The sequence below is a fragment of the Sphingobacteriaceae bacterium genome, assembly GCA_002319075.1.
Taxonomy (GTDB): Bacteria; Bacteroidota; Bacteroidia; order B-17B0; family Aurantibacillaceae; genus Aurantibacillus.
This window is the reverse complement of sequence record NVQB01000001.1, coordinates 4,560,847-4,584,416: the sequence shown is the minus strand read 5'-3', so window position 1 is coordinate 4,584,416 and position 23,570 is coordinate 4,560,847. Positions and strand designations below refer to the sequence as shown.

Below are 23,570 nucleotides of genomic sequence, written 5' to 3'. Positions count from 1 at the left end.
TATTCTAAACCTTAATTTACAGTGATTATAAAAATCAGGTTATACTTATTTGCTATTCTCAGCTTTATTCTCACGTTCTCCGCATTCTCTCAAAAGAAAGGTATTACCCCAGCTCAAATGAAGGCGGTATATATCTACAAGTTTACCAATTACATTACATGGCCATTTGAAGATAGAATGAATGAATTTGTTATTTGTGTAATGAGTTCAGAAGCTCTTCATTATCAACTTAAAGGAATACCAAATCTGGTTAAATTTCGTGGCAGAATTCCGATCAAAGTTGTTTACTGTAAAACAGTTAATGACATTAGTCCGAATTGCCAGATGCTTGTTATAGACGGTTCCCGCAACGATAATTTCTGGTCTATTTATGCAAAAATCAGAGGTAAGGCGGTATTGATGGTGGCAGAAAAGCTCCAGGATTTCAAAAAATCCATGATCTCTTTTGTAGAAACAGATGGAAGGATAAAATACATTATCAATAAATCAAAAATGGAGGAGTCGCCTTTGATCGTTAAAGACTACCTCTACGAAAAAGCCATTGTAAAAGAACAAGAATGGAAATCCATCTTCGATAAATTCAGCGCTATAGCATCTTCGGGTAACGGGCAGATAGCCGTTGACAAGGACGATATTAAAAAATTAGTTTCCAGTTATAAAACCCTTGAGGAAGAGAAGAAAGCAAAAGAAACCATGCTTGTGCAGATGGAAGATACCCTGCGTATAAAGTTGGAAGTTTTGAAAGCGAAGCAGCATGAGTATGACCAGGTAAGTACGCGCATCCAGGAGCAAAAAGATCTGATGGCAAAACAGGATAAAGAGATTCGTGAAAAACAAGCCGATATCGATGCCAACGTCGCTAAAATCGGACAGCAGAGTACAGTAATTTACATAATTACCATCCTTTCGTTTTTTGCAGTGCTGTTATTAATTTTCACTATCCGAAGTAACAATCAAAGGAGACGTGCCAACAAATTATTATCTGAACAAAAAAATGAAATTGAAACTCAGAAACATTTGGTTGACGAGAAACAAAAAGAAATTCTTGATAGTATAAATTATGCGAAGCGAATTCAAACGGCTTTAATGGCCAACAGTAATTTGATGAGCGCTAATCTCACCGAACATTTTGTACTATTTAAACCTAAAGATATTGTTGCCGGTGACTTTTACTGGGCTACCCGTTTACCAGACAGTTTTATCTATATTACGGCCGACTCAACAGGTCACGGTGTTCCTGGAGCTTTTATGAGCTTATTGAACATTAGTAAACTGAATGACGCCATCAATCAGAAAATTACACGTCCCGATCTTGTTTTAAACGAAGTTAAAGCGGGAATTATCAGAGCCCTTAATCCTGAAGGGAGCTCAGAAGAAAGTAAAGACGGGATGGATGCCATCTTATGCAAGCTCGACATTCGTAATATGAAATTACAGTTTGCGGCAGCTAACAATAGCTTCTGCATTATTCGTAACAAAACTATAATCAATTGTAAGGCTGATAAAATGCCGGTTGGTAAATCACATGACGATAGTGGCGTTTTTACATTTAACGAAATAAGCCTTGAAAAAGGTGATATGATCTATACCTTTACAGACGGATACGGGGACCAGTTTGGCGGACCTGACGGCAAAAAATTCATGCACAAACAACTCCGCAAAATCTTTGTGGAAGTCTCTGAAATGCAAATCGACAAGCAAAAAGAAATCATCACAGATCGCTTTGAAGAATGGAAAGGTGATTTAGAGCAGGTAGATGACGTTTTGGTGATCGGGGTTCGGGTTTAACGAATTCGTGTTCTTCTTCTGTCTTCCTGGTTTAGGCTACCTCTTATCTTTCGATACTCTATTCTGCATCTATGATTAATGTGCCATTGTTTGGCTCGAAATCATTAACGCGATTACTCAATAAATAGCTACGTCACACAAAATAGGCATCTGCGGAGGGATCTTTTTAAAGTCCCCTAAAAGACCGTGAGCTAACGGCGAGGGTATTAATAATAAAGCTTTATCCCCACTTTTTAAATACTGAAGCCCGTGATGAATGCCACTTTCAACATCGTCGTGTCCGATCACAATAGTTTTTCGTCCTTCTGTTTTGGAAGAGTAACACAAAGTGCCATCTAAAAGTTTAATGTCAAAATCGAGACCAACCGTCATTCCATCTCTAATGCTATCTCCTTTTACCGACGGTTTGTACACAAAATACCGTATACCCGACTTAGTTCTTACAAAGGCCATTTTATGCGACTTCGCGTAGTAATCCATTTCATCGTTTTCTTTTTGCGCTAATTGTTGATTGGCCCTGATAAATTGCTCACGAATTTGTTTGTCTGTTGCTGCGTTATCTTGTTGATGAGGAATTTCCTTAGGATGATTTTCACATGCAGCGGGAAGAAAAATAAGTGCTGACAAAAACAGTAATAAAGTGAAGTCTCGCATAGAATAAATAAATATATCTTTAAACAAAATTAAGGATTCCTTTATAGCTCTGATTACAAATTACACTAAATTTACTTTTTCTATGACAAAGAAGGAGCGCTACGAAAAAGTATTGGAATATTTTGACACCCACTCAGCACCTGCTGAAACAGAACTCATTTATTCTAATCCCTTTGAGTTACTTGTAGCCGTAATTTTGAGTGCACAATGCACAGATAAGCGGGTAAATCTTACAACTCCAAAATTATTTAAAGATTACCCTACTGCGCAAGCCATGGCAGAGGCCAGTTCTGACACTCTGTTTACATATATCAGAAGCATTAGTTATCCCAACAACAAAGCAAAACATCTGGCCGGCATGGCAAAAAAATTGGCACAAGATTATCATAGTAAAGTACCATCAGATGTGGAAACTTTAATGACTTTACCCGGAGTGGGCCGAAAAACAGCCAATGTAATAGCTTCTGTTATTTATGATAAACCTACTATGGCTGTAGATACACACGTATTCAGAGTAAGCAACAGAATAGGTTTAACTACGAATGCTAAAAATCCCTTGCAATCTGAAAAACAATTAATTAAATTTATACCAGAACAATTGGTACCGAAAGCACATCACTGGTTGATATTACATGGCAGGTATATTTGTTTGGCACGAACTCCAAAGTGCGAAATTTGTCCGATTACGATGTATTGTAAGTATTTTGAAAAAAATTATATAAACATACAGAAGCCAAACACCCCGCCAACTAAGGCTTCGACGAAAAAATTAAAATCTGATCAAATCAATAATTTAAAAAAATAAAAACCCTATGGCAAAGAAGATAGCTAAAAAAACTGCGAAGAAAGCAGTAAAGAAAACAGCGAAAAAAGTAGCGAAAGCGGTTAAAAAAACTGCAGCTAAAGCAAAAAAGGCAGTAAAAAAAGTTGCGCCTAAAAAAGCTACGGCAAAAAAAGCCGTTAAAAAAGCAGCACCAAAAAAAGGCGCAGCAAAAAAGACCGCTAAAAAAGTAGTAAAGGCTGCAAAAAAGGTGGTTAAAAAAGTAGCGGCAAAAAAGGCGGTTAAGAAAGCTATAAAAAAAGTAGCTCCTAAAAAAGCAGCGAAAAAAGTGGTTAAAGCAGCGAAAAAAGCTGTAAAAACGGTTAAGAAAGCTGTTACCAAAAAAATTGCTCCTGCAAAAAAAGTGGTAAAAAAAGCAATTAAAAAAGCGGCACCTAAAAAAGAAATAAGTACAATTGCTGCAATAACAGGTGCTGTTACTGATTTTGTAAAAAATGCAGCTCACAACGTGATGGAAAAAATAACACCTTCTCACGACGAAGAAAACGATACAAAAGCAAACAACAATTACGATCACTCTGCGAACACGAACTCATCAGTAAATGATGATGATAACGATGGAGAAGATATTGCACGTGGAGATAAAAATGTCCGTAACGAAGAAGAAGAATAACGAGGCGGCTTTTAAAGCACATACGAGTTCTTTAAAACCGGGAGATAAAGCTCCCGACTTCGAAACAAAGGACCAGGATGGAAATACTATTCGCTTAGCAGACTTTTCTGGCAAAACCCTGGTCCTTTATTTTTATCCGAAAGACAATACTCCAACCTGCACTAACCAGGCGTGCAATTTACGCGATGAGTACAAAGTTCTTGCTCAAAAAAATTACGCAGTAGTTGGAGTGAGTGCTGACGACGAAAAATCGCATGCGAAATTTGCTAAGAAATTTTCACTCCCCTTCCCGCTTTTAGCTGATGTTGATATGAAAATAATTAAAGCGTATGATGTATGGGGTACAAAAAAACTTTTCGGGAAAATTTATGATGGCATCGTGCGAACAACGTTTATCATTGATTATAAGGGGTTTATTAAAGAAATAATAAGAGAAGTAGAAAGTAAAAATCATGGTCAACAAATTTTATCTCTTTAAAATTATTTTTTTTGAAAATAAATTTTGTAAACTAGAATTAATCTGCTAAATTTGCACTCCCGATTTAACCACGGGAAATCATTAAGATTTAGAAATAAAGTTTAATGATCAAACGGATTGGTAGTTCAGCTGGTTAGAATGCCGCCCTGTCACGGCGGAGGTCGCGGGTTCGAGTCCCGTCCAGTCCGCAGAAATAAAATTAAACCCCTGAAAATCAAGTATTTTCAGGGGTTTTTTCTTGACCGTTGTCGGTTTAAATGCCGATATCGGGGATCAGGGATCAGGCGCAAAAGTTGTGGGGAAGAAAAAATAATTTTTGTAAGTTTATTTATATTTAGGCACAGCCGCCCCGAAAAACAATAAAGTTACCGAGTTATGCCATTTTAACCTTATTGAGCGCTCCTTCTGCCATAAACCGGTTTGATTCGATAGCAATCCCGATAGGTATCCGGAGAACTTGCAACACGCTATTTACAAACAGCAACTCTACCACTAAGGTATACCGGAATAAACCCTCGTCCCTACTGAGACGAGGGGCTTATCTTTGTTCGGTTAATTACTTAGCCGGAACAAATATTTGTTTTAATTGATCCACTAACTGCGAACCACCTGACAAAGAAATGTTGTTGATCTTTTCTGCAATCTTTTCTACATATTCCATTTCTTTTAATTTGAATAACATCGCGTTATCTTCCATTAATTTTGCAGTGTTCAACAAGCTTCTGGTCGATGCGGTTTCTTCTCTTCTCATGATAGTATTTGCCTGTGCTTTTTTCTCAGCTACTAATACTTGGTTCATGATGTCCTTCATATCGCCTGGCAATATGATGTCTCTGATACCGCATCCATTTAAGGTTACACCTAACGCTTCTGCTTTTTTAGAAACAGTTTCTATAACGTAAGATGATACGTTCTCTTTCTTTTCCAGCAATTCATCTAAGGTCAATGAACCTACAAACTCTCTCAAAGCCAGTTGCATTAATACATACAATTGCTTGTCGTATTCTTTGTTATTAACTACTGCCTTAACAATATCTTTGATATTGTACTGTGCATAAAAGTTAATTCTTAATGCAGCTTTGTCTTTAGTCAGAATTTCTTGTCCGGCTATTTCCATTTGAATAGCTCTTAAGTCAGCTCTGGTGATCACAATCGAGGTGCTGTTTTTCCAGAAGTAGTAAGTTCCTGGATCAATTATTTTAGTGAGCTTGCCATCTACATACATCACCGCTTTTTCATATGGTTCAACAGTGTACGATCTTACAAATGCCAGCAACTCTTTTCTTGACAGCAGTGACTTATCAATTCCAACATCCATTTCTCTGGCATTCAAATCAGCAACAATAAACTTGTAGTTGATCAAACCTTTCCAGAATACATATCTACCTGGAGTTAATACATCTTTGAATAAACCGTTTTCATATTGCAAGGCGATCTCGTTATTTTTTACTTCAACAAGAATAGTTGCATTTACAAAATCTTCGTTCTTCAACAGAATATTTAAATTCAACGGTGCATTAAATGGTCTTGCCATATCATACTCCTTTACCTCGGCGAACAGGTTTAGCCAGTATACACCTTCGTTCAATACCCTTACCAGGTTATCGTTCTTAAACACTAAGCCTTTTTTCCAGGCATTTATTTTTACTATTTTCATTTGTTTTTGTTTTTTGATAAACGTACCGGCAACGTTCATCGGGTTGATATTTATTTTCTAATGAAGCAGAATATCGCTTCATTGTTTATTTATTTTATTTAAAAGAAGAAACAAAATCGCTCATTAAATTTAAACGGAGGATCTGCTTGAGCTAAAGCCTCCAATGTTGGTTTTTATAACATCTGCAAACCTTCGTGAAGATTTGTTTGCTTTATAGAAAGCAGCATTTTTGCATAAGCGGTATCTGCATACCTTGGTTTATTGCCAATTGCTTTTTACCTATTGCTAAGTGTAAGCAGAACGGCTTTATTCCTTCTTTCGGTTGACTCATTTGTTTTTTGGAAGCGAGCCTGCTCCCCCCTTCTGGATTAACAGTCCAGCACTCTACCACTGAGTTACACGATCAGAAATCGCGGCAGGATTCGAACCTGCGCTTTGAGTTGTTGCTCTAACCAATTGAGCTATTCGTTTTTCAGGCGAAACGGGAATTGAACCCATAACACACAACGTGTTGGTGGCACGCTAAATAATCACTACTGCAGAATATTATCAGTCAGGGGATGACAACACTATGGGGCTTTTGGAAACCCGCAACAAGGCAGTACGCGCATTTACGCACCGGCTTTCCTTTTCAGGAAAGATCTTCGTTCCATTGTATGGAACAATTTTTTTCAAAGAACTACCCTTGAGGTAGAACTAATCCCATTCGTTCACTTCAGTATTACGGTAGAAGCGGCAATCCCGCTAGCTATAGGGAGAGCAAGAGGTTGGATTTGTGTACATAAATCATAGTTTACTTGACTGAAAACAAACGTTTGAATGGTCTTAGCGTTTTACTTTTTATTCGTTTAATTCCAATTTTCACTTCTTCTACCTCGTAACGCGAAACTGCAAAACGTTCTGCATCATAGTAACTGTTCAAAGCTTTTTTAAGATCTCCGTTTATCTCATGCGACTTTGCTTTTTCCATAAGAATAATACACTTGTTCATCCCTTCTACTTTCAATGCTTCTGATACAAGTTTCAGTAAAGCTTCCTGTCTGTTCAGATGATTGAGTACGCGTGCATAATTCACAAATGCTGCCGGATAAGTCGGTGCAAACATTACTGCCAGTCGTAAATGTTTTTCCGCTTTGTCCTGGTCATCCAATATGTAGTAATACAGGCAACCAATGAGGTGATGCGCGCGACCAAAACCAGGCTCTTGCTCAAGCATGTCGAGTAAACGGCGTTTGCATTCTGAATACTCACCATCTTCGTACAGTCTATCCACTTCAAGGATCTGTTCTTCCATATGTATTTCATTTTCCATTTCTTTTTTGTGAAGCAAAATTTTTTAATTCGTTTTCTTTTAGTTGTGGACAAGAGTGATCCCGATAGCTATCGGGAGAATCACTTTCTTTGCTTTTTCAGAGCAACGCATACACCACGTCTGCTACTTGTCCTTATTATGAAATGAAAATTATTTTTCACTTCATAATTTTTACCGGTTGAGATAAGGTTCCGATAGCTATCGGGAGAATCCATATTGCCGGTACCACAAACCAGTGTGTTAACCCTTACACCAATCTCAACATATGTCGGGAAAACAGGACTCGAACCTGCGACCTCAAGCTCCCAAAGCCCGCGTTCTGCCAACTGAACTACTTCCCGTTCTTTTTTTGTCGGGGTGGCTCCCGATAACTCTCCTGCCTTTTTGACTACCCGGCATAAAAAAACCCGATCCTTTAGGGGATCGGGTTGAAATAGTTCACACTATTGCATACGATTCCCATGTCAGGTAAAACCTTTTTGATAGAAAAATATATTCTGCAAACTGGGTTGCTTCATTTTTGCTCAATAAAAAACCCCGGTGTTTAGCCGAGGTTATGTTTTAAAAAATATAATTATTTTTCAAGCTTTAACATAACCTCATACTCCAGCATACCGGGGAAATCCCCTCCTGGCGTAGGTTTTGATGATATGTTAAACTTGGTTTCATTTTTCTGTTTTTTAATTTCTGACACAAATGTAAATCATTTTTTTTATTCTGCAATAATTTTTTTTTATGAAAAGTACGAATGACTATTCGGAATGATTTTAAACAAGCCTTAAAACACCAGTAAAATTAATACTTTAGGACCTATTAAATATTCAGAAAATATTTTTAATATATTTTATTTCAATGAGTGAAGGTCTATTTTAAATTCGTAAACCGAATTTTCTAAACCAAAAGGGAATTTGATGTTGAATACGCTAAACAAAATAACACCAAAACATCAATAAAATCAATACTTTCAAGACATTCAAAATCTTTATTAGTCTCTCTAATCTTATAAATAAGATATTTATTGCGACCATTTATTTTGATTACGGTATTTAAAGTTGCAGAGCTTCCTTATCTTTTCGTAAAAATCCATATTTGATGGGTGGTGCTTAGCTGTTTGGTAAGCGTTTTAGTTAGCTTTAAGTCACTTATAAATTTCCGTTCTAACTCTTCGTTGTTGTTGCCAGCTTTAAAATAAATAATATTTGTATAGTTTTTCGCGTCGGTCATACTTTCACGAACTGATTCAGATAAAACAAAAACATTTTCTCTCTGCATCAAGCTGTCCATCATGTGATATTCGCGATTGTCAGAGATCGACGCAAAATAAACTCTGTTATAATAGTAAGTTAATGACAATAATGCATCGTGCTGTGAAATAATAACTGCAGTGTTTGGACCCTTATTCGACTTAATAAAGGCAGTCGCTTCCTGCATCTTTTGCTTTTTATTGTTTCGGAAATTTACTGACAAGCTGAAACTTACAATAACAGCAAGAAAAATAAAGTTTTTCAGGATCACATTCCTTACAAGGTAGTTTATGCTCAGAGTAATAATGATGTAGTAAGCGGGAAGCGCAAAAATTAAATACCGACTTAGATACATCGGCACGAAATAGGAAATAACGAACATGCCAAAAAACGGAAATAGAAACCACACAGCTATAAAGATCGACTCCTTTTTTAACCGGAAGAAATCTTTTGTGATAACTAATTTAGCCAGAGATAGAACAAAAATCGTTATTAAAGCAACCGTAATAGCAGGAAAATTACTAAAAGCCCAAAGCATGTTGTACAGGCTTTCAGTACCATTTGGCTTTTGCAACCACGTTCCGTTTTTCACCGAATCCCCCATTCGGGTTAGCAGAGGGTAAAGATGAGGGAGATAGAGAGCAGCTATAGTAAGGTAATAAAAAAGAAATTTGATCCATTTCGTTCGAAAAAAACATAGGAGGTAAATACCTTGAAAAAGAAGGATAAAAATTCCAAAATAGTGAGCGTAAATTAACAGGCTGCTTAATGTTATGAAAACGGCAATCGTAGATACCTTCTGGATTTCCTGACGAACAAGTTCCATGAAAAAATACATAGAAGACAAACTTAAAAGTAAGAATAGGCTGTAAACCCTCGAATCGTGGGAGTAATAGGATGACAATTCAGAAAACGATAATAAAAAGCTACTGACAACTCCCACTTGAAGTGAGAAAAAACGCTTACCAAAAAAATAGAGTATTACTGGACATAGAGAAGCAAAAATAAGGGGAAGTATGCGAACAGACACTGACGAAATTCCAAATACCTCTATCCAAACATGCAAAATTAGTTCGTAAAGAGGGGGGTTATTGTAATTCTTTAATTGTTCAATGATAGTCGACAAACTGAATTGAGCATGATAAATTGTAAACGGTTCATCCAGGCCAATATCTTCATAATTTAAGAAAATGAATTTAGAAACTAGATTAATCGTGAAAAGAACAATCGGCAGAAAAAACAATGCTAACCTCTTTATTTTTTGATAGTCTGACACTTAGTTGATTGTAATTAAAGTTTATGAAAATAATTAAAATTCTTGCAACAATTATAGTTTAATCATCTTAAAAAAACGAACTGTACTTCCGGTTTTCACATTTATAAAATAAATTCCCGCGGCCAAATTATTCATATCATATTCATTTTTTTTCATTGAATTCAAATCTAACCTTCTTTATATATCCCCAAAACTGTTTCTTGAAATTCTTCCTCGTTCACATAAATTTTAAAGGGTCTTTGCCAACTATGAAAAATATAACAGATCCAACATAAAGTGTGCAGATGAGCTCTAAGACTAACTTAAAATTATTTATTCCTCAACAATAGTTGACGCTGTTCTCACAGAAGTGACCCAGGTGATTCACTCCAAAAGTAGTTTCAAAACCGTCTTTTGTATATGTTTTTGTAGTTCCTGATTGCACTCCTGCATTGCATACTATGCCATGTAAAGGAGGTAGTGACCCGTTATTTAATTTACTCTTCACTTCGGCCGCAAAATTTCTTATAGATGCAAATGACGCTAAATCAAGTGCCATCGCTTCAACCCTTGCATCTTTTCCAGCTAAAGTTTTTAATTTGCCCACCGCCTCGTTCGCGCGCTGCTGATCTCTGCATGCAATAACAACGTGCCAGTGCGCTCCTTTTTTTGACTTTAGTAGTTCTGTCGCGCAAGCATATCCAAGTCCGGCGTTGCCACCTGTAATTAGTACGGTTTGCGCGGAGTTATTCTGATTTTCAATTTTCATTTTAGTTTGATAAGCTACAAAGGTGCGACAAGCTAAGTTTATAAAGCTGGACTAACCCCTTAAAAAACCGGACAAATCTTGAGACATCAAAGTCTATATTTTCCTTGGCTGTAAAATAATAAACAAAAAAAAGGCCACCAATAGGTGGCCTTATCTTTTAATACCGGCCAATAACTGCCAATATCCTTCTTGTACGCCACACAGGACCCAATTTGAATGGAAAGCTAGAAGACGCGCGGGTTCTTGCTCAGATTTGGGACTTGTATGGAAATGTTATGAAGGACGGGCAAATTTAGCCATCTCATTCAACCCATCTCCTGAGCGCCATGTATTTCGGAATATCCATTCGCTAATTCGCCAGTGACCCTCCACTTTGATCGCCTTAGTCGTTAAGACACCGCCTGCATGAAAGTGTTTGCCTTCCAGTGAAGGATTTTCATTAATTAATCCCCACACATGCATAGCACTTAGGTTAGTTCTGATGGATGCACTATCATTTGCTATTTCAATAATGAAATCGGTGCACACGTGTTGTGTAGCCTTAAATCGTAAAAAGCTTTTTAGTTGTCCTTCAAGTATTTCATGAGGCCCTACTGATATTGCTCCATTAGGTTTAATGACCTTTGCATCACTGGTGAAGGTGTTTTCGACAATTTCTTTATCGAGTTGCTTTTCATCAATAGCTCTGAAATAGTTAAAAAGTAGATTGCTTATTTCGGCCTTTTCTACTATTTGAAAAAGTTGATTTTCCATCATTATTGGCAATTATATCAAAATAAAAGTACTTAATTTTTGAATAAAACAGAATCTCCTTCAAATCTGAATTATACTTCTGAAATTTATTTTAAAGCTTGACAGATCGCCTCTTCAACCGGACTATAGTTACAAACTTAATAAAAACAATTAAAAATTCTAGGTTTACCTATCTCTGCAACCACTTTTTAAACACTCCAATCATAAACGGCATTAAGAAAAATATCATTGCAGCGGAAATAAAAATCGCTCTTAAAATCCCGGCAAAATAGGAAAGCGGGATTAGCGTTTCTATAAAATTCACTACAACAGGAACAACTATCGTGAGTGGATACACTGCCATTAGTGTTACCAACCATTGTTTCCATTTTTTTGCTTTCACCATTTTGCTGAGCCAGAATGTGTCCCACTCATGAATGGCTTCTTCTTTTGAACTTAACCACATGGCACCTAAATCTTCAAGCATTGTTTTCCTTTCTTCCGAACTCTTCCATGCATTTGCATGCTCCGTCGAATCAAATCTCACTACAACATAGTGATAGGCGTTATTCGGTGAAGCGTGTATATCTATAATGTTTTTATACCCTCTAAACGTGCGAATTACCAATTCCATTTTTGACTTCCACGTCTCAAAGACATCTAATTCTTCGGCGCCCACTTCATATCTTACAACAAATATTCCATCCATAGTTATGTTTATTTAATTGATAAACCGGAAGTATTGATTAATCAATACTTCCGGCTCATTTTGATTAAGAAAAATTATTTTGGTTGGTTATACATGTAACGGGCAATTTTCCATGTGCCGTTTTCTTTTTGCATAACAAATGTTTCACGGTATTCAGCCGGTACAGTTTCTCCTTTTGCAGTGATTACGAATGAACCTTTAGAAGTTGAACTCACAATGGCGTAATTACCAATAACATTAATGTCACCAATAGTAACTTGTAATGAATACTTAAAGTTATCGAATACATATTTGAATGTACCGTTAACCTGATCGCTACCAGATGCTGTTGGAGCGCCTTGCGCCAATAATACGCCGTCTTTAGTGAATAGAGCAGTAACTTTGCTTGCATCTCCTGCATTTAGGGCATCAAAGTAAGTGTGCACTAATTTGTCAATTGTGCCTTTATCAGACTTACTAGCTACTTCAGTGGTTTTTACATTGTTTGTTTGACTTTTTGCTTCTTGCTGTGTAGCAAATACCGAAGCGATGATTGCTGTTGTTAAGATTATTTTTTTCATGTTATAAATTTTAGGGTGCAAAGTTGCAGCAATCAAACCTTTTGGTCACTTGATCTATTTTAAGAAATACTGTGAAACAACATTCATTGTATTTATGAAACTAGTTGATGGGTGGGAATGATGAAGACTGACGAAATTTGTATTTATAAAAAAGAACAAAATGGAAAATAATTCAATCTCAAAAACTTTATCTGATTATGCCGCAGTACTCAATTCAGCTAAAGCAGACCTGATCCCTTCTTTTTATACGAAAGAAGCCAGGTTCATGCCTGAAGGGGTAAAAACTTTACATCCGGGTTTATTAAGAAAGGCTGGCGAAAACAATTTATCTAGCAACAAATTTGCAATTGAATATTCAGTGGTTAATGTTACAGAAGAGGGCTCTTTCGCATTTGTAGAAGCAATTGCACATACCAGTAGCTTGGATACAATCTCAGGAAAGACTATAAAAAAGTCCAGCCGCGATTTTTTTGTATTAAAAAACGAAGACACTAACTGGAAAATACATCGCTACATTTTTAATAATGTAGAAAGTACATAATACTATGAAGGCAGTAGTTTTAAAACAAGCGGGTGGATCAGAAAACTTCCAGCTTCTCGAAAAAGAGATAGAACAACCCGGTAGAGGACAAGTTCTAATCAAAGTGAGAGCTTTTGGGCTTAACCGCTCGGAACTAATGACTCGCAAGGGATTCTCACCTGGTGTAAAATTTCCACGGGTTTTGGGAATAGAATGTGTGGGCGAGGTTGAAGCTGATCCGTCAGGCACATTTAAAAAAGGGGAAAAAGTTGCTGCTTTTATGGGTGGAATGGGGAGAGATTACGATGGAAGTTATGCTGAATTTACGCTTCTTCCCATTGAAATAATACAGTCATTTAAAAGTGACCTTCCCTGGTCGACTTTGGGCGCACTTCCCGAAATGTTTCAAACGGCCTACGGATCATTACACCTCGGCCTTAAAATCCAGGCAGGAGAAACATTGCTGATCCGTGGCGGCACATCTTCTGTCGGGCTGTTAGCAGCTCAAATCGCTAAAAATGCTGGATTAAGAGTTATTGCCACCACACGGAATGTAGAGAAAAAGGACTTGCTGCTTAAAAACGGCGCTGATGAAGTTCTTATGGATGATGGAAATCTCTCGGAACGAATAAAGATCAATGCCCATGTGAAAGTGCAGAAAGTGCTTGAACTGATCGGTACTTCAACTTTAAAAGACTCGCTGCGTTGCGTTATACAAGGCGGACTTGTCTGCATGACGGGAATGCTGGCCGAGCAATGGTCTTTTAAAGATTTCGCTCCAATGGAAGTGATTCCCGCCACTGTTGGACTCACGGTGTATGATAGTGGACAAATGCGAGTAGAAGCTAAGTTTTTTCAGCAGTTTGTAGATGCTGTGGCCGATGGCACGGTTATTCCAAGTATTAAAAGGGTGTTTGAATTAAAAGATATTGCAGAAGCCCACCGCTATATGGAAAGCAATACGGGAGGCGGTAAAATAGTTATTGTAACATAAAAAAATTGATCATGATCTTAAACAAAAACAGAACCACATTAAACCGGGAACACTCTCCGGTTAATTCCTCTGATAAATTCCGTGAAGAAATTCTCGACGGTCTGACAAACAGCCCTAAGCACCTTCACTCAAAATATTTTTATGACAAAGAGGGTGACAAGCTCTTTCAGCAGATCATGGAACTGCCGGAGTATTATCTTACACGTTGCGAACTGGACATTTTTAAAAACAAAACAGAAGAACTCATTGCTGCGATCACTAAACAAGGCGACTCATTCGACCTTATCGAGTTGGGTGCCGGGGATGCGACAAAATCTTCTTACCTGCTCCAGGAACTAGTTAAGCGCCATGCTAAATTCAGCTACATGCCGATAGACATCTCTGGAAATATTCTCAGAGTGTTGGATGAAAAACTTTGTAAAGAGGTTCCCGATTTAGATGTTGTTTGTTTAGAGGGCGAATATTTCGATATGCTCTCCAAAGCATCCACCTTATCATCGCGCAGAAAAGTAGTGCTTTTTCTTGGTGGCAATCTTGGTAACATGCCGATAAAAGATGCCTACTTATTTTGCAGTGAACTTAGACAAAGACTCCATCCCGGAGATCTGGTTCTCATAGGTTTTGATTTAAAAAAATATCCCCAAACAATTTTAAACGCTTACAGCGACAAGTCCGGCGTTACTGCTAAATTCAACCTGAACCTGCTAACACGTATTAACAGGGAGCTAGATGCAAATTTCGATCTTAAACAATTTCAACACTATCAAACTTACGATCCCAAAACCGGTGCCTGCAAGAGTTACCTGATAAGCCTTAGTAAACAGGAGGTCCAAATAGACAATGCAACTATTTGTTTCGAAAAGAATGAGGCTATCTTTATGGAAATTTCTCAGAAATTCTCACTCTCCAATACACGTGATATGGCTGAAAAGTCAGGATTTGAGCCAGTTAGCGAGGTAATGGATTCTAAAAAGTGGTTTGTCGATTCAATTTGGCTCGCAATTTAAATTTATATTACAGTCATGGAAAATAAAGCCTTAATAGATACCCGCACACAAGAGCTTATTAAGAAATATGCCGAAGTCCGAAAACATTCTGAAGCAATTTGCAGCCCATTAGAAACGGAAGATTACGTGGTACAACCTATTGCAGACGTAAGCCCTCCCAAATGGCACTTAGGTCATACGACCTGGTTTTTTGAAACATTTATACTAAAGCCTAATTTTCCGGATTATAAGGAATTCAATCCGCACTATAATTTTGTTTTTAATAGCTACTATGAAACCATTGGGGCCCGTGTGATCAGAACAGACAGGGGAAATTTAAGCAGGCCTTCCGTTGATGACGTTTACAAATATCGCACGCACGTTGATATGGAAATGGCTCTCTTTTTAAAAAATCACTCGCTCTCTTCTGAACTGCAAGATTTGCTCGAATTAGGTCTCAACCATGAACAACAACATCAGGAATTATTATACTCTGACATTAAATATATCTTAGGACACAATCCTTTATTTCCGGCCTACGGTAATGAGTTGTCAATTTCCGAAAAATCTATCTCCTTAGCACAATCAATAAAAATACCAGAAGGTATCTACGAGATCGGTTTCAAAGAAAACGCCTTTTGTTTTGACAATGAGTTAGGACGTCACAAAGTGTTTTTACATGATTTTGAAATAGCTTCAGAACCGGTGAGCAATGAAGAATATCTTGAGTTTATTAAAGACGGAGGCTATACCGATTTTCGCTTTTGGCACGCCGATGGTTGGCAATGGGTAAATGAACATAATGCTGTAGCCCCATTATACTGGCATCAAATGGATGGAGGCTGGATGAATTATACCTTAAATGGGTTAAAACCAATAGCACCGAAAGAAGCTGTTTGCCACATCAACTTTTACGAAGCCTCTGCGTTTGCAGCATGGAAAGGGATGCGACTTCCTACCGAATTTGAATGGGAAGTTGCCTCTGATAAAACGAACTGGGGGCAGCGCTGGGAGTGGACTGGCAGCGCTTATCTGCCCTATCCGGGATACAAAAAAGAAGCCGGCGCTATTGGTGAATACAATGGGAAGTTCATGGTAAATCAAATGGTACTTCGCGGAGCATCTGTTGCTACACCAAAAGAACATAGCCGCCCAACCTACCGGAACTTTTTTCAGCCCTGGCATAAATGGCAATTCACAGGTATAAGACTAGCAAAATAATTACAGGATGATAGAAGTAAAGGAAATTTCAAAAAAATTTGGTACTGCATTAGCGGCAGACAACATTTCCTTTCGCGCTGCTTCATCACAAACCTTGGTATTGCTGGGCACAAGTGGCTGCGGGAAAACAACCACGCTTAAAATGCTGAATAGGCTGATCGAACCAGATACCGGGACTATTTTAATGAACGGTAATGATATCCGGAATCAAAAACCTGAAGAACTTAGAAGAGGCATTGGATATGTAATGCAGCACGGCGGTTTATTCCCTCATTATTCCATCCGCGATAACATCGCAATTGTTCCGCGTCTACTTCGATGGGATGAGAAAAGAATATCTAAGCGCACATACGAACTCTTACAAATGCTGAATCTCGCTACAGAAATCCTTGATATGTATCCTCGCGAATTAAGCGGTGGTCAGCAGCAGCGTATTGGTATCGCACGTGCACTCATTTCCAATAGTCCGGTGTTATTAATGGATGAACCTTTCAGTGCTTTAGATAATGTTACCAGAGCAGCCATTCAATCAGAATTTAAAGCTTTGGAAGAGCTGAAAAACAAAACCATTGTAATGGTAACACACGATGTGCAGGAAGCATTTAAACTTGGTGACAAGATCTGCCTTATGGATAAAGGAGCTATCGTACAAACAGGCAGTCCTGCCGAGCTATTATTTAATCCGGTAAATGATTTTGCGAAAACGTTTTTAAATAGCCACAGGCTTTTGTTGGAATACCAGGTCGTAAAGTTACAAGATCTTGGTCACCTGCATGCAAATCCACAACAGCTATATATCGACACAGCTCTCCCCCTAAATGCGAGCGTATGGGCTGCTATGGAAAAGCTGAGCAGCGATAAAAAATATTCCGACAGCTATGATGAACTGATCAAAGCATTTCATGACTATCGAAAAAAAGTTATACACTGATGGAAGAACAAGGTTTTTGGCAATTCATTTCCGATCAACACGAAAAGTTGTTTACTCAAGTACTTCAACATTTGGGCTTAACTTTTATTTCCCTCCTCTTTGCGATTGCAATAGGTGTTCCATTGGGTATTCTTATCGTCCGCAGAAAAGGATTTTCAAAACCGGTTCTTGGCCTTGCAGGTGTGTTGCAAACCATACCAAGCATTGCATTACTAGGCTTCATGATTCCCGCTTTAGGCATTGGCGCAAAACCCGCCATCGTTGCGCTTTTAATCTATGCCTTACTTCCCATTATTCGTAATACGTTCACCGGCATTGTTGGTGTCAGCTTAGACACCACGGAGGCTGCCCGCGCATTGGGCATGAGTAAATCGCAAATTCTTTTTAAAGTTGAATTACCCTTGGCGCTGCCTGTAATAATAGCCGGGATACGTACGGCTGCTGTTATTAATGTTGGGGTTGCTACACTGGCCTCTTTCGTTGCGGCAGGAGGTCTGGGTGAATTTATATTTGGTGGCATTTCTCTAAACAATACAAACATGATACTGGCAGGCGCTATACCCGCTGCGCTTATGGCAATAGTGCTTGATACTGTTATTGCGGGCTTGCAGCGCCTGAGTTACAGAGCTTTTAAAAAAGTTCTGTTTGTTACTGTTATTATACTTGTTATTCCATGTCTTTGGTTTTTTATACCAAGGTCAAATTCAAAATTAGTGGCAGCATTCACACCTGAGTTTATGGGCCGGCAGGATGGCGATCTTGGATTACGATCCGTATATGGCCTGCATATGAATCCAACCATTGTTAGTGATGCCATCATGTATAAAGCTGTTTATGAAGGAGAGCTGGATGTGATCAGTGGCTACTCAACGGATGGAAGGATCAAGGCTTACAATCTTACTGTGCTTGATGATGATAAAAAGATCTTTCCACCTTATCAGGCCGCACCGATAATGAAGTTCACAACGCTCCAAAAATTTCCTGATCTGGAAGAAACACTTAACCTGCTGGCTGGAAGAATCACCGATTCAGTAATGACTAATTTAAATTATAAAACTGACTATTTAAATCAAACTCCCGAAAAAGTGGCTAAGGATTTCTTAATTAGCGCCGGTATTTATAAGGAGCCAAGAGGTGGTCATGACGGCACTGTCCGAATTGGCTCGAAAATATTTGGAGAACAGTATATCCTGGTAGAACTCTATAGAATAATAGTTGAAGGCTATACCAATTACAAAGTACAAACAAAAACAGGCTTAGGCGGCACTAAAATATGCTTTGACGCTTTAATGAATGATGGCATTGACTTCTATCCGGAATATACAGGAACCGGTCTACTGGTGCTTCTGAATCCCTCGCCCGAAGTTGTGAAAAGAGCGACTGCCGATTCCAAAAGTACCTACAACTATGTGAGTACAGAGTTTCAAAACAAATACAGACTTAAATGGTTAATGCCGCTTGGCTTCAATAATACCTATGCGCTTATGATGCGAGAGCAACAAGCCAGTACACTAAAAATCAAGACTATTTCAGACCTTAAAAGTTGTATGAAAGACAACTAAAAAGCGGTTTTTTCATACCTTTACCAATAACCAAAACTACCGCTATCGCAGCCCAAAATCAAATATCAAAAGAGTCTCAGGAGATTGTTTATCGTCATTTTAAAGAGTTTTTCCCTCTGAATAAAAAAGAGCGTGATGAAGTCACACGTCTGTTTACTGAACGTACTATAAAACGTAAAAACTATCTCCTCCAGGAGGGCGATGTTTGCAAACACTATTCATTTGTTGTGTCAGGATGTTTTAAAATGTTTGCTGTTGATCTAAAAGGTGTTGAACATAATTTGCAGTTCGCTGCCGAAAACGAATGGATAGCAGACTTTCAAAGCTTTTATGAGATGAGCCCAAGCAAGCTGAATATTGAGGCTGTAGAGCCCTCGCTGGTTCTGCAAATTGCGCATGACGATCTGCTTTACCTGTATATCAATTACCATAAGTTTGATCGTAATTTTCGGATCATTATTGAACAAAAATATATCGAATTGCAAAATCGCGTGTTGCAAAGCATCAGCTCTACGGCAGATGACAGGTATGTTACATTCAGGGAACAATATCCGCAATTGATCAACAGGCTGCCCAATACAGAGATTGCTTCCTATCTTGGTATTACACCACAATTTCTGAGTAAGATCAGAAAGAAAATATCCACGCGCAAATCAGTAAAAAGAAAAACGGCTAAATAATGAAAGCAACTCCATTACCCAGTTCTGCCGCGCCTTTGGTGGATTATTTTAACCGCATTATGCCGTTAACGACAGAGGAAACAGAGTTAGTATCAAATAAATTTCATTCCCGCCTGTATCGAAAAAAACAATTTTTACTACAGGAAGGTGATTTGTGCAATACCATCTCCTTTGTGGTTAAAGGTTGTTTACGCATGTATAAAGTAGATGATTCGGGAACTACACATATTATTCAGTTTGCTATTGAAAACTGGTGGGTGTCAGATCTTGGAAGTTTCTACAAACGGTATCCTTCTGCGTTGAATATAGAGGCCATAGAAGAAACGGTAGTTTTGCAGATTAGCCATGATGACCTATTGAATCTTTACGAAATTGCTCCAAAATTCAACCAGATCTTTAGAGTATTGATGGAAAATAATCTTGTGGGTTTACAAGAGCGACTATTACAAAACATCAGTACCGATGCGCGGGTGCGCTACGAGTCCTTTCTGAAACAATACCCCACTATTGTGAACCGTGTACCTAATACTTACATAGCCTCTTTTCTCGGCATTACGCCCGAATTTCTAAGCCGAATCCGCAATGAGCGGGTATCCCAGAAGCACCCTTAAACTAGTTTAAGAGTATTTCCTAAACTAGGTCATTGGCCCGAGGTCTTCACTCTACCGATCTTTGTATCAGAAATTTAATCTAATACAAACGATCATGGAAAATTCAACAAAACAAAAAGTAGCCATTATTGGGCTAGGCAATATAGGAAACGCACTTGCTACAAATCTTGTAAAAAGCAAACGCGAAGTAATTCTGGCAGATAAAACGTTTTCAAAAGCTAAAGAACTATCTGAAACTTTAGGTACACTTGCTCAACCAGCGGAAATAGCAGATGCTATTAAAGGGGCAGATATTATTGTATTTGCCGTTTACTTTGCTTCTATTAAAGAACTGTTTATCGAATATGCTACTGAATTAGAAGGCAAAATCATTATCGATCCTTCTAATCCAATTGCACCGGACGAAAAAGGCGGATTCAAAAAAATAATCGGACAAAATGAATCGTCCGGGCAAATTCTTTCAACCTTGTTACCTGAAAACGCAAAGTTGGCAAAAGCTCTCGGAAGTCTCGGTGCTGCCTCTCTTTCGATTGCTGCTTTTAGTAATCCAGTTTCAGTAGAATTTTATGCTACAGACGATGTTACAATCAATCCAGCCATTGAGCAACTTATAAAAGATAACGGCTTTGAACCTGTAAGACTTGGGGCATTAGATCAATCTATTCGCATGGAAGTTTTCGGAGATCTGCATGAATTCGGAGCTATGGGTAAAGCTGTCACACTTGAAGAAGCAAAATCAAAAATATAATTCAAATACAATTAACCTTAAAATAAAACCAATCAACATGAAAACAATTAAACTGACAATCTTAACTCTTGCGCTTTCAGCAGGCCTTTTTCAAAGCTGCCAACAACCAGCGGACAATTCTTCTAAAGTTTCTAACGAAGAAATCGAAAGTTTGAAACAACTTGCTTTAAAAGTTGCTTCTGAAAACGACAGCATCGCTGCACACTTAAAAACATTTGACGAACTCGATTTTGATGTATTCAGCAACCAAAAATGGGACAGATTAAAAGAAAGCCATGCAGCAAACATTAAAGTATTCTGGCCTGATGGACACCTTGCGCAAGGTATTGAAACGCATATTGAAGATCTGAAAAAATTATTTGTACATGCTCCTGATACACGTATCAAAGAACATCCAATTAAATTTGGCTCAGGAAAATACACCATCGTAACCGGCGTTTTTGAAGGAACATTCACATTACCAATGCCAATTGGTGGTGGCAAATTTATTCAACCAACTGGCAAAGCTTTTAAAATGCCAATGGCAACTGTAGGACTTTGGGAAAACGGTGTGATGATAGAAGAACATTTGTTCTGGGACAATCAAACCTACGCCACACAATTAGGTTTAAAATAATAATTAATCAAAAGAAGAGGTGCTATCAAGTACCTCTTCTTTTCAAAACATAGAAATCATGGACAGGAAAAAATTCATACAATCAGCAGCAGTTGCAGCAATGGGAATCACAACACTTTCGGCTTTTAAAAACTTTACACAAGAATTGAAAGAACAGGAAGAAGTGATGCCGGTTTTATTTGTAGGTCATGGCTCTCCAATGAACGGAATTGAAGATTCAGAATTTAATCGTCGCTGGAAACAAATGGCGAAAGAAATTTCTACTCCTAAAGCTGTATTGGTCATTTCAGCCCATTGGTTTACGAATGGCACTAAGATTACCGCAATGGATTTTCCAAAAACCATCCATGATTTTGGTGGTTTCCCAAAAGAACTCTTTGCGGTACAATATCCCGCTCCCGGCAATGCGGCTTTAGCTGCTGAAACTGTAAAATTAATTCACTCTGCTAAAGTTGAGATGGATCACGACTGGGGTTTAGATCACGGTACCTGGACTATTGTCAGACACATGTATCCTGATGCTAATATCCCGGTCTTACAGTTAAGCATAGATTATAACAAAGGGCCTCAATACCATTACGATCTTGCAAAAGAACTTTATGCACTACGCAAAAAAGGAGTTTTAATTATGGGTAGTGGCAATATCGTTCACAACCTTGGCATGGTGGCTTGGGATAAATTGAATGATACCGAATACGGATACGATTGGGCAATCGGTATCAATAATAAATTCAAAGGCTTTATCCAAAATGGAGATCACAAACCTTTGATCAATTATTCTTCCCTTGGAAAAGACGCACTGATGGCTATCCCTACCCCCGAACATTATTTACCATTAATGTATTCGCTCGGCTTGCAAGGAAAAAATGAGCCGGTATCATTTTTTAATGACAAGGCAGTTGGAGGTTCTTTAACAATGACATCGGTAAAAATCGGCTAATGACACTTAAACTAAAATACATTTCAATAATGCTTTTTATTACAGGCATTATCGCAGCACAAACAACTAAAGGAAAAGAAATAAAAATGAACGAATTAATATCCAGCAAGTCCGGCTTAAAATATTTGGTGCATGAACCTCAAATCAAATCGGTAAAACATAAAGCAGTAATTCTGTTACACGGAGTTGGAAGTAACGAACAGGACCTATTTAGCCTGGCTTCTCAACTTCCAAAAGACCTTATAGTCATCTCAGCAAGAGGTCCGGTTACTCTGAGCGAAGGCAGCTATGCCTGGTATCAGGTTGACTTTTCAACTGGCAAACCCGTTTTTAACCATGAGCAGGAAATATCAAGCAGAAAGATCATAATTGATTTTATAACGGAAATTAAAAAGAAGTATGATCTTGATGAAGTGTATCTGGGTGGTTTTAGCCAGGGTGCGATCATGAGTTTTAATGTTGGACTAACGCATCCGGAATTGCTCAAAGGCATTGCAGTTCTTAGCGGAAGATTGATGGATGAAATTAAGCCTTCTGTGTTGAACGCAAAAGATCTCCAGCAACTCAATGTATTTCTTGCGCATGGCAATCAGGATGGAACTTTACAGGTAGCCTATGCTAAAGCTGCTAAAACCTACTTAGAGCAGCAGAAGGTAAAGTTAAGCTATCACGAATACGCAATGGGACATCAGATTATAGAACAGGAACTGAATGACTTAAATAGCTGGTTTAACGCCAACTAAAACTATTTAAATACTAACCAATTAAAATAGTTTATTATGCAAAAAGAAATTACAGCCGCGGTAGTCGGCAAAAAGGGTGGCAAATTTGAATTACAAAAAGGTATTGCTCGATGATCCAAAGCCAGACGAAATTCTGGTTCGCATTATGGCGACAGGAATTTGCCACACCGATAGGGTGGCAAGAGATTTTATTATGGTCGCTATTTGCTAAAGAACTTGGTGCAACACATCTCATCAATAGCATGACGGAAGATGTTCAAAAAAGAATTAAAGAAATTCTTCCGAACGTCGCTCAATATGGCCTGGATACAACAGGCAGAAAAACCGGCCCCTTTTCGATTTTAACATTTTAGTGGTGTAAACTTAATCATTCATGTAAGAGTCGATTTTATGCCTATTGATCCAT

General features: G+C 38.1%; 23 protein-coding genes, 2 tRNA genes and 2 pseudogenes. 18 read left to right on the top strand and 9 right to left on the bottom strand.

The genetic code is table 11. The features are described 5' to 3' along the window. Positions 1-21 precede the first annotated feature (21 nt). Complete coding sequence (locus CNR22_19915; GenBank protein ID PBQ33946.1) at positions 22-1,788, top strand: hypothetical protein; 1,767 nt, start codon at positions 22-24, stop codon at positions 1,786-1,788. 117 nt (positions 1,789-1,905) lie between these two features. Here CNR22_19915 and CNR22_19910 read toward each other — a convergent pair whose 3' ends face one another. Further along, positions 1,906-2,442: a peptidylprolyl isomerase gene (locus CNR22_19910; protein PBQ33945.1), complete on the bottom strand. Its 537-nt coding sequence runs from the start codon at positions 2,440-2,442 to the stop codon at positions 1,906-1,908. Between the two features lie 82 nt (positions 2,443-2,524). Between CNR22_19910 and nth the strand changes: the two genes are divergently transcribed. The 4 genes and pseudogenes from nth (at position 2,525) to CNR22_19890 (ending at position 4,562) form a co-directional block, all read left to right on the top strand. Beyond that, positions 2,525-3,247 (top strand): endonuclease III, encoded by a 723-nt coding sequence (nth, locus tag CNR22_19905; protein PBQ33944.1) that lies wholly within the window; start codon positions 2,525-2,527, stop codon positions 3,245-3,247. A 7-nt stretch (positions 3,248-3,254) separates the two neighbouring features. Further along, positions 3,255-3,668: pseudogene (locus CNR22_19900) on the top strand (hypothetical protein). A 202-nt stretch (positions 3,669-3,870) separates the two neighbouring features. After that, positions 3,871-4,374 (top strand): thioredoxin-dependent thiol peroxidase, encoded by a 504-nt coding sequence (locus tag CNR22_19895; protein PBQ33943.1) that lies wholly within the window; start codon positions 3,871-3,873, stop codon positions 4,372-4,374. A 114-nt stretch (positions 4,375-4,488) separates the two neighbouring features. After that, a tRNA-Asp gene (locus CNR22_19890) sits at positions 4,489-4,562 on the top strand. 368 nt (positions 4,563-4,930) lie between these two features. Here CNR22_19890 and CNR22_19885 read toward each other — a convergent pair. From CNR22_19885 to CNR22_19850, 8 genes are all read right to left on the bottom strand, one after another. Continuing rightward, on the bottom strand, positions 4,931-6,031 hold the full coding sequence (locus tag CNR22_19885) for a peptidase (protein ID PBQ34959.1): 1,101 nt from the start codon (positions 6,029-6,031) through the stop codon (positions 4,931-4,933). Positions 6,032-6,824: 793 nt separating this feature from the next. Further along, positions 6,825-7,343, bottom strand: a complete 519-nt coding sequence (locus tag CNR22_19880) for a hypothetical protein (protein ID PBQ33942.1) — start codon at positions 7,341-7,343, stop codon at positions 6,825-6,827. A 268-nt stretch (positions 7,344-7,611) separates the two neighbouring features. Then, positions 7,612-7,684 (bottom strand) — tRNA-Pro (locus CNR22_19875). A 724-nt stretch (positions 7,685-8,408) separates the two neighbouring features. Then, a complete protein-coding gene (locus CNR22_19870) occupies positions 8,409-9,863 on the bottom strand; it encodes a hypothetical protein (GenBank protein ID PBQ33941.1) in 1,455 nt (484 codons plus the stop codon). A 319-nt stretch (positions 9,864-10,182) separates the two neighbouring features. Continuing rightward, positions 10,183-10,611 carry a hypothetical protein gene (locus CNR22_19865; GenBank protein ID PBQ33940.1) on the bottom strand — a complete coding sequence of 143 codons (429 nt, stop codon included), beginning with the start codon at positions 10,609-10,611 and terminating at the stop codon, positions 10,183-10,185. A 273-nt stretch (positions 10,612-10,884) separates the two neighbouring features. Then, positions 10,885-11,367 (bottom strand): hypothetical protein, encoded by a 483-nt coding sequence (locus CNR22_19860; protein ID PBQ33939.1) that lies wholly within the window; start codon positions 11,365-11,367, stop codon positions 10,885-10,887. Positions 11,368-11,533: 166 nt separating this feature from the next. Beyond that, positions 11,534-12,052, bottom strand: coding sequence for a hypothetical protein (locus CNR22_19855; protein PBQ33938.1), 519 nt, complete (start codon positions 12,050-12,052; stop codon positions 11,534-11,536). Positions 12,053-12,126: 74 nt separating this feature from the next. After that, positions 12,127-12,612 (bottom strand): DUF4440 domain-containing protein, encoded by a 486-nt coding sequence (locus tag CNR22_19850; GenBank protein ID PBQ33937.1) that lies wholly within the window; start codon positions 12,610-12,612, stop codon positions 12,127-12,129. Between the two features lie 160 nt (positions 12,613-12,772). Between CNR22_19850 and CNR22_19845 the strand changes: the two genes are divergently transcribed. From CNR22_19845 to CNR22_19785, 13 genes and pseudogenes are all read left to right on the top strand, one after another. Continuing rightward, the gene (locus CNR22_19845; protein PBQ33936.1) at positions 12,773-13,153 is read left to right on the top strand and encodes a hypothetical protein; all 381 of its coding nucleotides are present in this window, start codon (positions 12,773-12,775) and stop codon (positions 13,151-13,153) included. A 4-nt stretch (positions 13,154-13,157) separates the two neighbouring features. Next, entirely contained in the window at positions 13,158-14,126 is a 969-nt protein-coding gene (locus tag CNR22_19840; GenBank protein PBQ33935.1) for an NADPH:quinone reductase, read from the top strand. Positions 14,127-14,137: 11 nt separating this feature from the next. Then, entirely contained in the window at positions 14,138-15,133 is a 996-nt protein-coding gene (gene egtD / locus CNR22_19835; GenBank protein ID PBQ33934.1) for an L-histidine N(alpha)-methyltransferase, read from the top strand. Between the two features lie 15 nt (positions 15,134-15,148). Further along, complete coding sequence (locus CNR22_19830; GenBank protein PBQ33933.1) at positions 15,149-16,333, top strand: sulfatase maturase; 1,185 nt, start codon at positions 15,149-15,151, stop codon at positions 16,331-16,333. A gap of 7 nt (positions 16,334-16,340) precedes the next feature. Next, positions 16,341-17,264 (top strand): glycine/betaine ABC transporter ATP-binding protein, encoded by a 924-nt coding sequence (locus CNR22_19825; protein ID PBQ33932.1) that lies wholly within the window; start codon positions 16,341-16,343, stop codon positions 17,262-17,264. Then, on the top strand, positions 17,264-18,826 hold the full coding sequence (locus CNR22_19820; protein ID PBQ33931.1) for an ABC transporter permease: 1,563 nt from the start codon (positions 17,264-17,266) through the stop codon (positions 18,824-18,826). The genes CNR22_19825 and CNR22_19820 overlap by 1 nt, the downstream gene beginning before the upstream one ends. Before the next feature lie 83 nt (positions 18,827-18,909). After that, a complete protein-coding gene (locus tag CNR22_19815; GenBank protein ID PBQ34958.1) occupies positions 18,910-19,506 on the top strand; it encodes a cyclic nucleotide-binding protein in 597 nt (198 codons plus the stop codon). Further along, the gene (locus tag CNR22_19810) at positions 19,506-20,117 is read left to right on the top strand and encodes a cyclic nucleotide-binding protein (GenBank protein PBQ33930.1); all 612 of its coding nucleotides are present in this window, start codon (positions 19,506-19,508) and stop codon (positions 20,115-20,117) included. The genes CNR22_19815 and CNR22_19810 overlap by 1 nt, the downstream gene beginning before the upstream one ends. A gap of 94 nt (positions 20,118-20,211) precedes the next feature. Beyond that, positions 20,212-20,810, top strand: a pseudogene (locus tag CNR22_19805) (NADP oxidoreductase coenzyme F420-dependent). Positions 20,811-20,902: 92 nt separating this feature from the next. After that, complete coding sequence (locus tag CNR22_19800; protein PBQ34957.1) at positions 20,903-21,481, top strand: polyketide cyclase; 579 nt, start codon at positions 20,903-20,905, stop codon at positions 21,479-21,481. Positions 21,482-21,587: 106 nt separating this feature from the next. Then, positions 21,588-22,421 carry a 4,5-DOPA dioxygenase extradiol gene (locus CNR22_19795; GenBank protein ID PBQ34956.1) on the top strand — a complete coding sequence of 278 codons (834 nt, stop codon included), beginning with the start codon at positions 21,588-21,590 and terminating at the stop codon, positions 22,419-22,421. Between the two features lie 29 nt (positions 22,422-22,450). Further along, a complete protein-coding gene (locus CNR22_19790) occupies positions 22,451-23,164 on the top strand; it encodes an esterase (GenBank protein PBQ34955.1) in 714 nt (237 codons plus the stop codon). A 110-nt stretch (positions 23,165-23,274) separates the two neighbouring features. Then, the gene (locus CNR22_19785; protein PBQ33929.1) at positions 23,275-23,517 is read left to right on the top strand and encodes a hypothetical protein; all 243 of its coding nucleotides are present in this window, start codon (positions 23,275-23,277) and stop codon (positions 23,515-23,517) included. Positions 23,518-23,570: the final 53 nt, after the last annotated feature.

Excerpts from the sequence above, each read along its gene's own strand:
- CNR22_19810 (PBQ33930.1), top strand. The coding sequence starts at position 19,506 with ATGAAAGCAACTCCATTACCCAGTTCTGCCGCGCCTTTGGTGGATTAT.
- CNR22_19820 (PBQ33931.1), top strand. The coding sequence starts at position 17,264 with ATGGAAGAACAAGGTTTTTGGCAATTCATTTCCGATCAACACGAAAAG.
- CNR22_19800 (PBQ34957.1), top strand. The coding sequence starts at position 20,903 with ATGAAAACAATTAAACTGACAATCTTAACTCTTGCGCTTTCAGCAGGC.
- CNR22_19860 (PBQ33939.1), bottom strand. The coding sequence starts at position 11,367 with ATGATGGAAAATCAACTTTTTCAAATAGTAGAAAAGGCCGAAATAAGC.
- CNR22_19910 (PBQ33945.1), bottom strand. The coding sequence starts at position 2,442 with ATGCGAGACTTCACTTTATTACTGTTTTTGTCAGCACTTATTTTTCTT.
- CNR22_19885 (PBQ34959.1), bottom strand. The coding sequence starts at position 6,031 with ATGAAAATAGTAAAAATAAATGCCTGGAAAAAAGGCTTAGTGTTTAAG.
- CNR22_19785 (PBQ33929.1), top strand. The coding sequence starts at position 23,275 with ATGATCCAAAGCCAGACGAAATTCTGGTTCGCATTATGGCGACAGGAA.
- CNR22_19865 (PBQ33940.1), bottom strand. The coding sequence starts at position 10,611 with ATGAAAATTGAAAATCAGAATAACTCCGCGCAAACCGTACTAATTACA.
- CNR22_19840 (PBQ33935.1), top strand. The coding sequence starts at position 13,158 with ATGAAGGCAGTAGTTTTAAAACAAGCGGGTGGATCAGAAAACTTCCAG.
- CNR22_19880 (PBQ33942.1), bottom strand. The coding sequence starts at position 7,343 with ATGGAAAATGAAATACATATGGAAGAACAGATCCTTGAAGTGGATAGA.
- CNR22_19850 (PBQ33937.1), bottom strand. The coding sequence starts at position 12,612 with ATGAAAAAAATAATCTTAACAACAGCAATCATCGCTTCGGTATTTGCT.
- CNR22_19895 (PBQ33943.1), top strand. The coding sequence starts at position 3,871 with ATGTCCGTAACGAAGAAGAAGAATAACGAGGCGGCTTTTAAAGCACAT.
- egtD (PBQ33934.1), top strand. The coding sequence starts at position 14,138 with ATGATCTTAAACAAAAACAGAACCACATTAAACCGGGAACACTCTCCG.
- CNR22_19845 (PBQ33936.1), top strand. The coding sequence starts at position 12,773 with ATGGAAAATAATTCAATCTCAAAAACTTTATCTGATTATGCCGCAGTA.
- CNR22_19790 (PBQ34955.1), top strand. The coding sequence starts at position 22,451 with ATGCTTTTTATTACAGGCATTATCGCAGCACAAACAACTAAAGGAAAA.
- nth (PBQ33944.1), top strand. The coding sequence starts at position 2,525 with ATGACAAAGAAGGAGCGCTACGAAAAAGTATTGGAATATTTTGACACC.
- CNR22_19830 (PBQ33933.1), top strand. The coding sequence starts at position 15,149 with ATGGAAAATAAAGCCTTAATAGATACCCGCACACAAGAGCTTATTAAG.
- CNR22_19825 (PBQ33932.1), top strand. The coding sequence starts at position 16,341 with ATGATAGAAGTAAAGGAAATTTCAAAAAAATTTGGTACTGCATTAGCG.
- CNR22_19855 (PBQ33938.1), bottom strand. The coding sequence starts at position 12,052 with ATGGATGGAATATTTGTTGTAAGATATGAAGTGGGCGCCGAAGAATTA.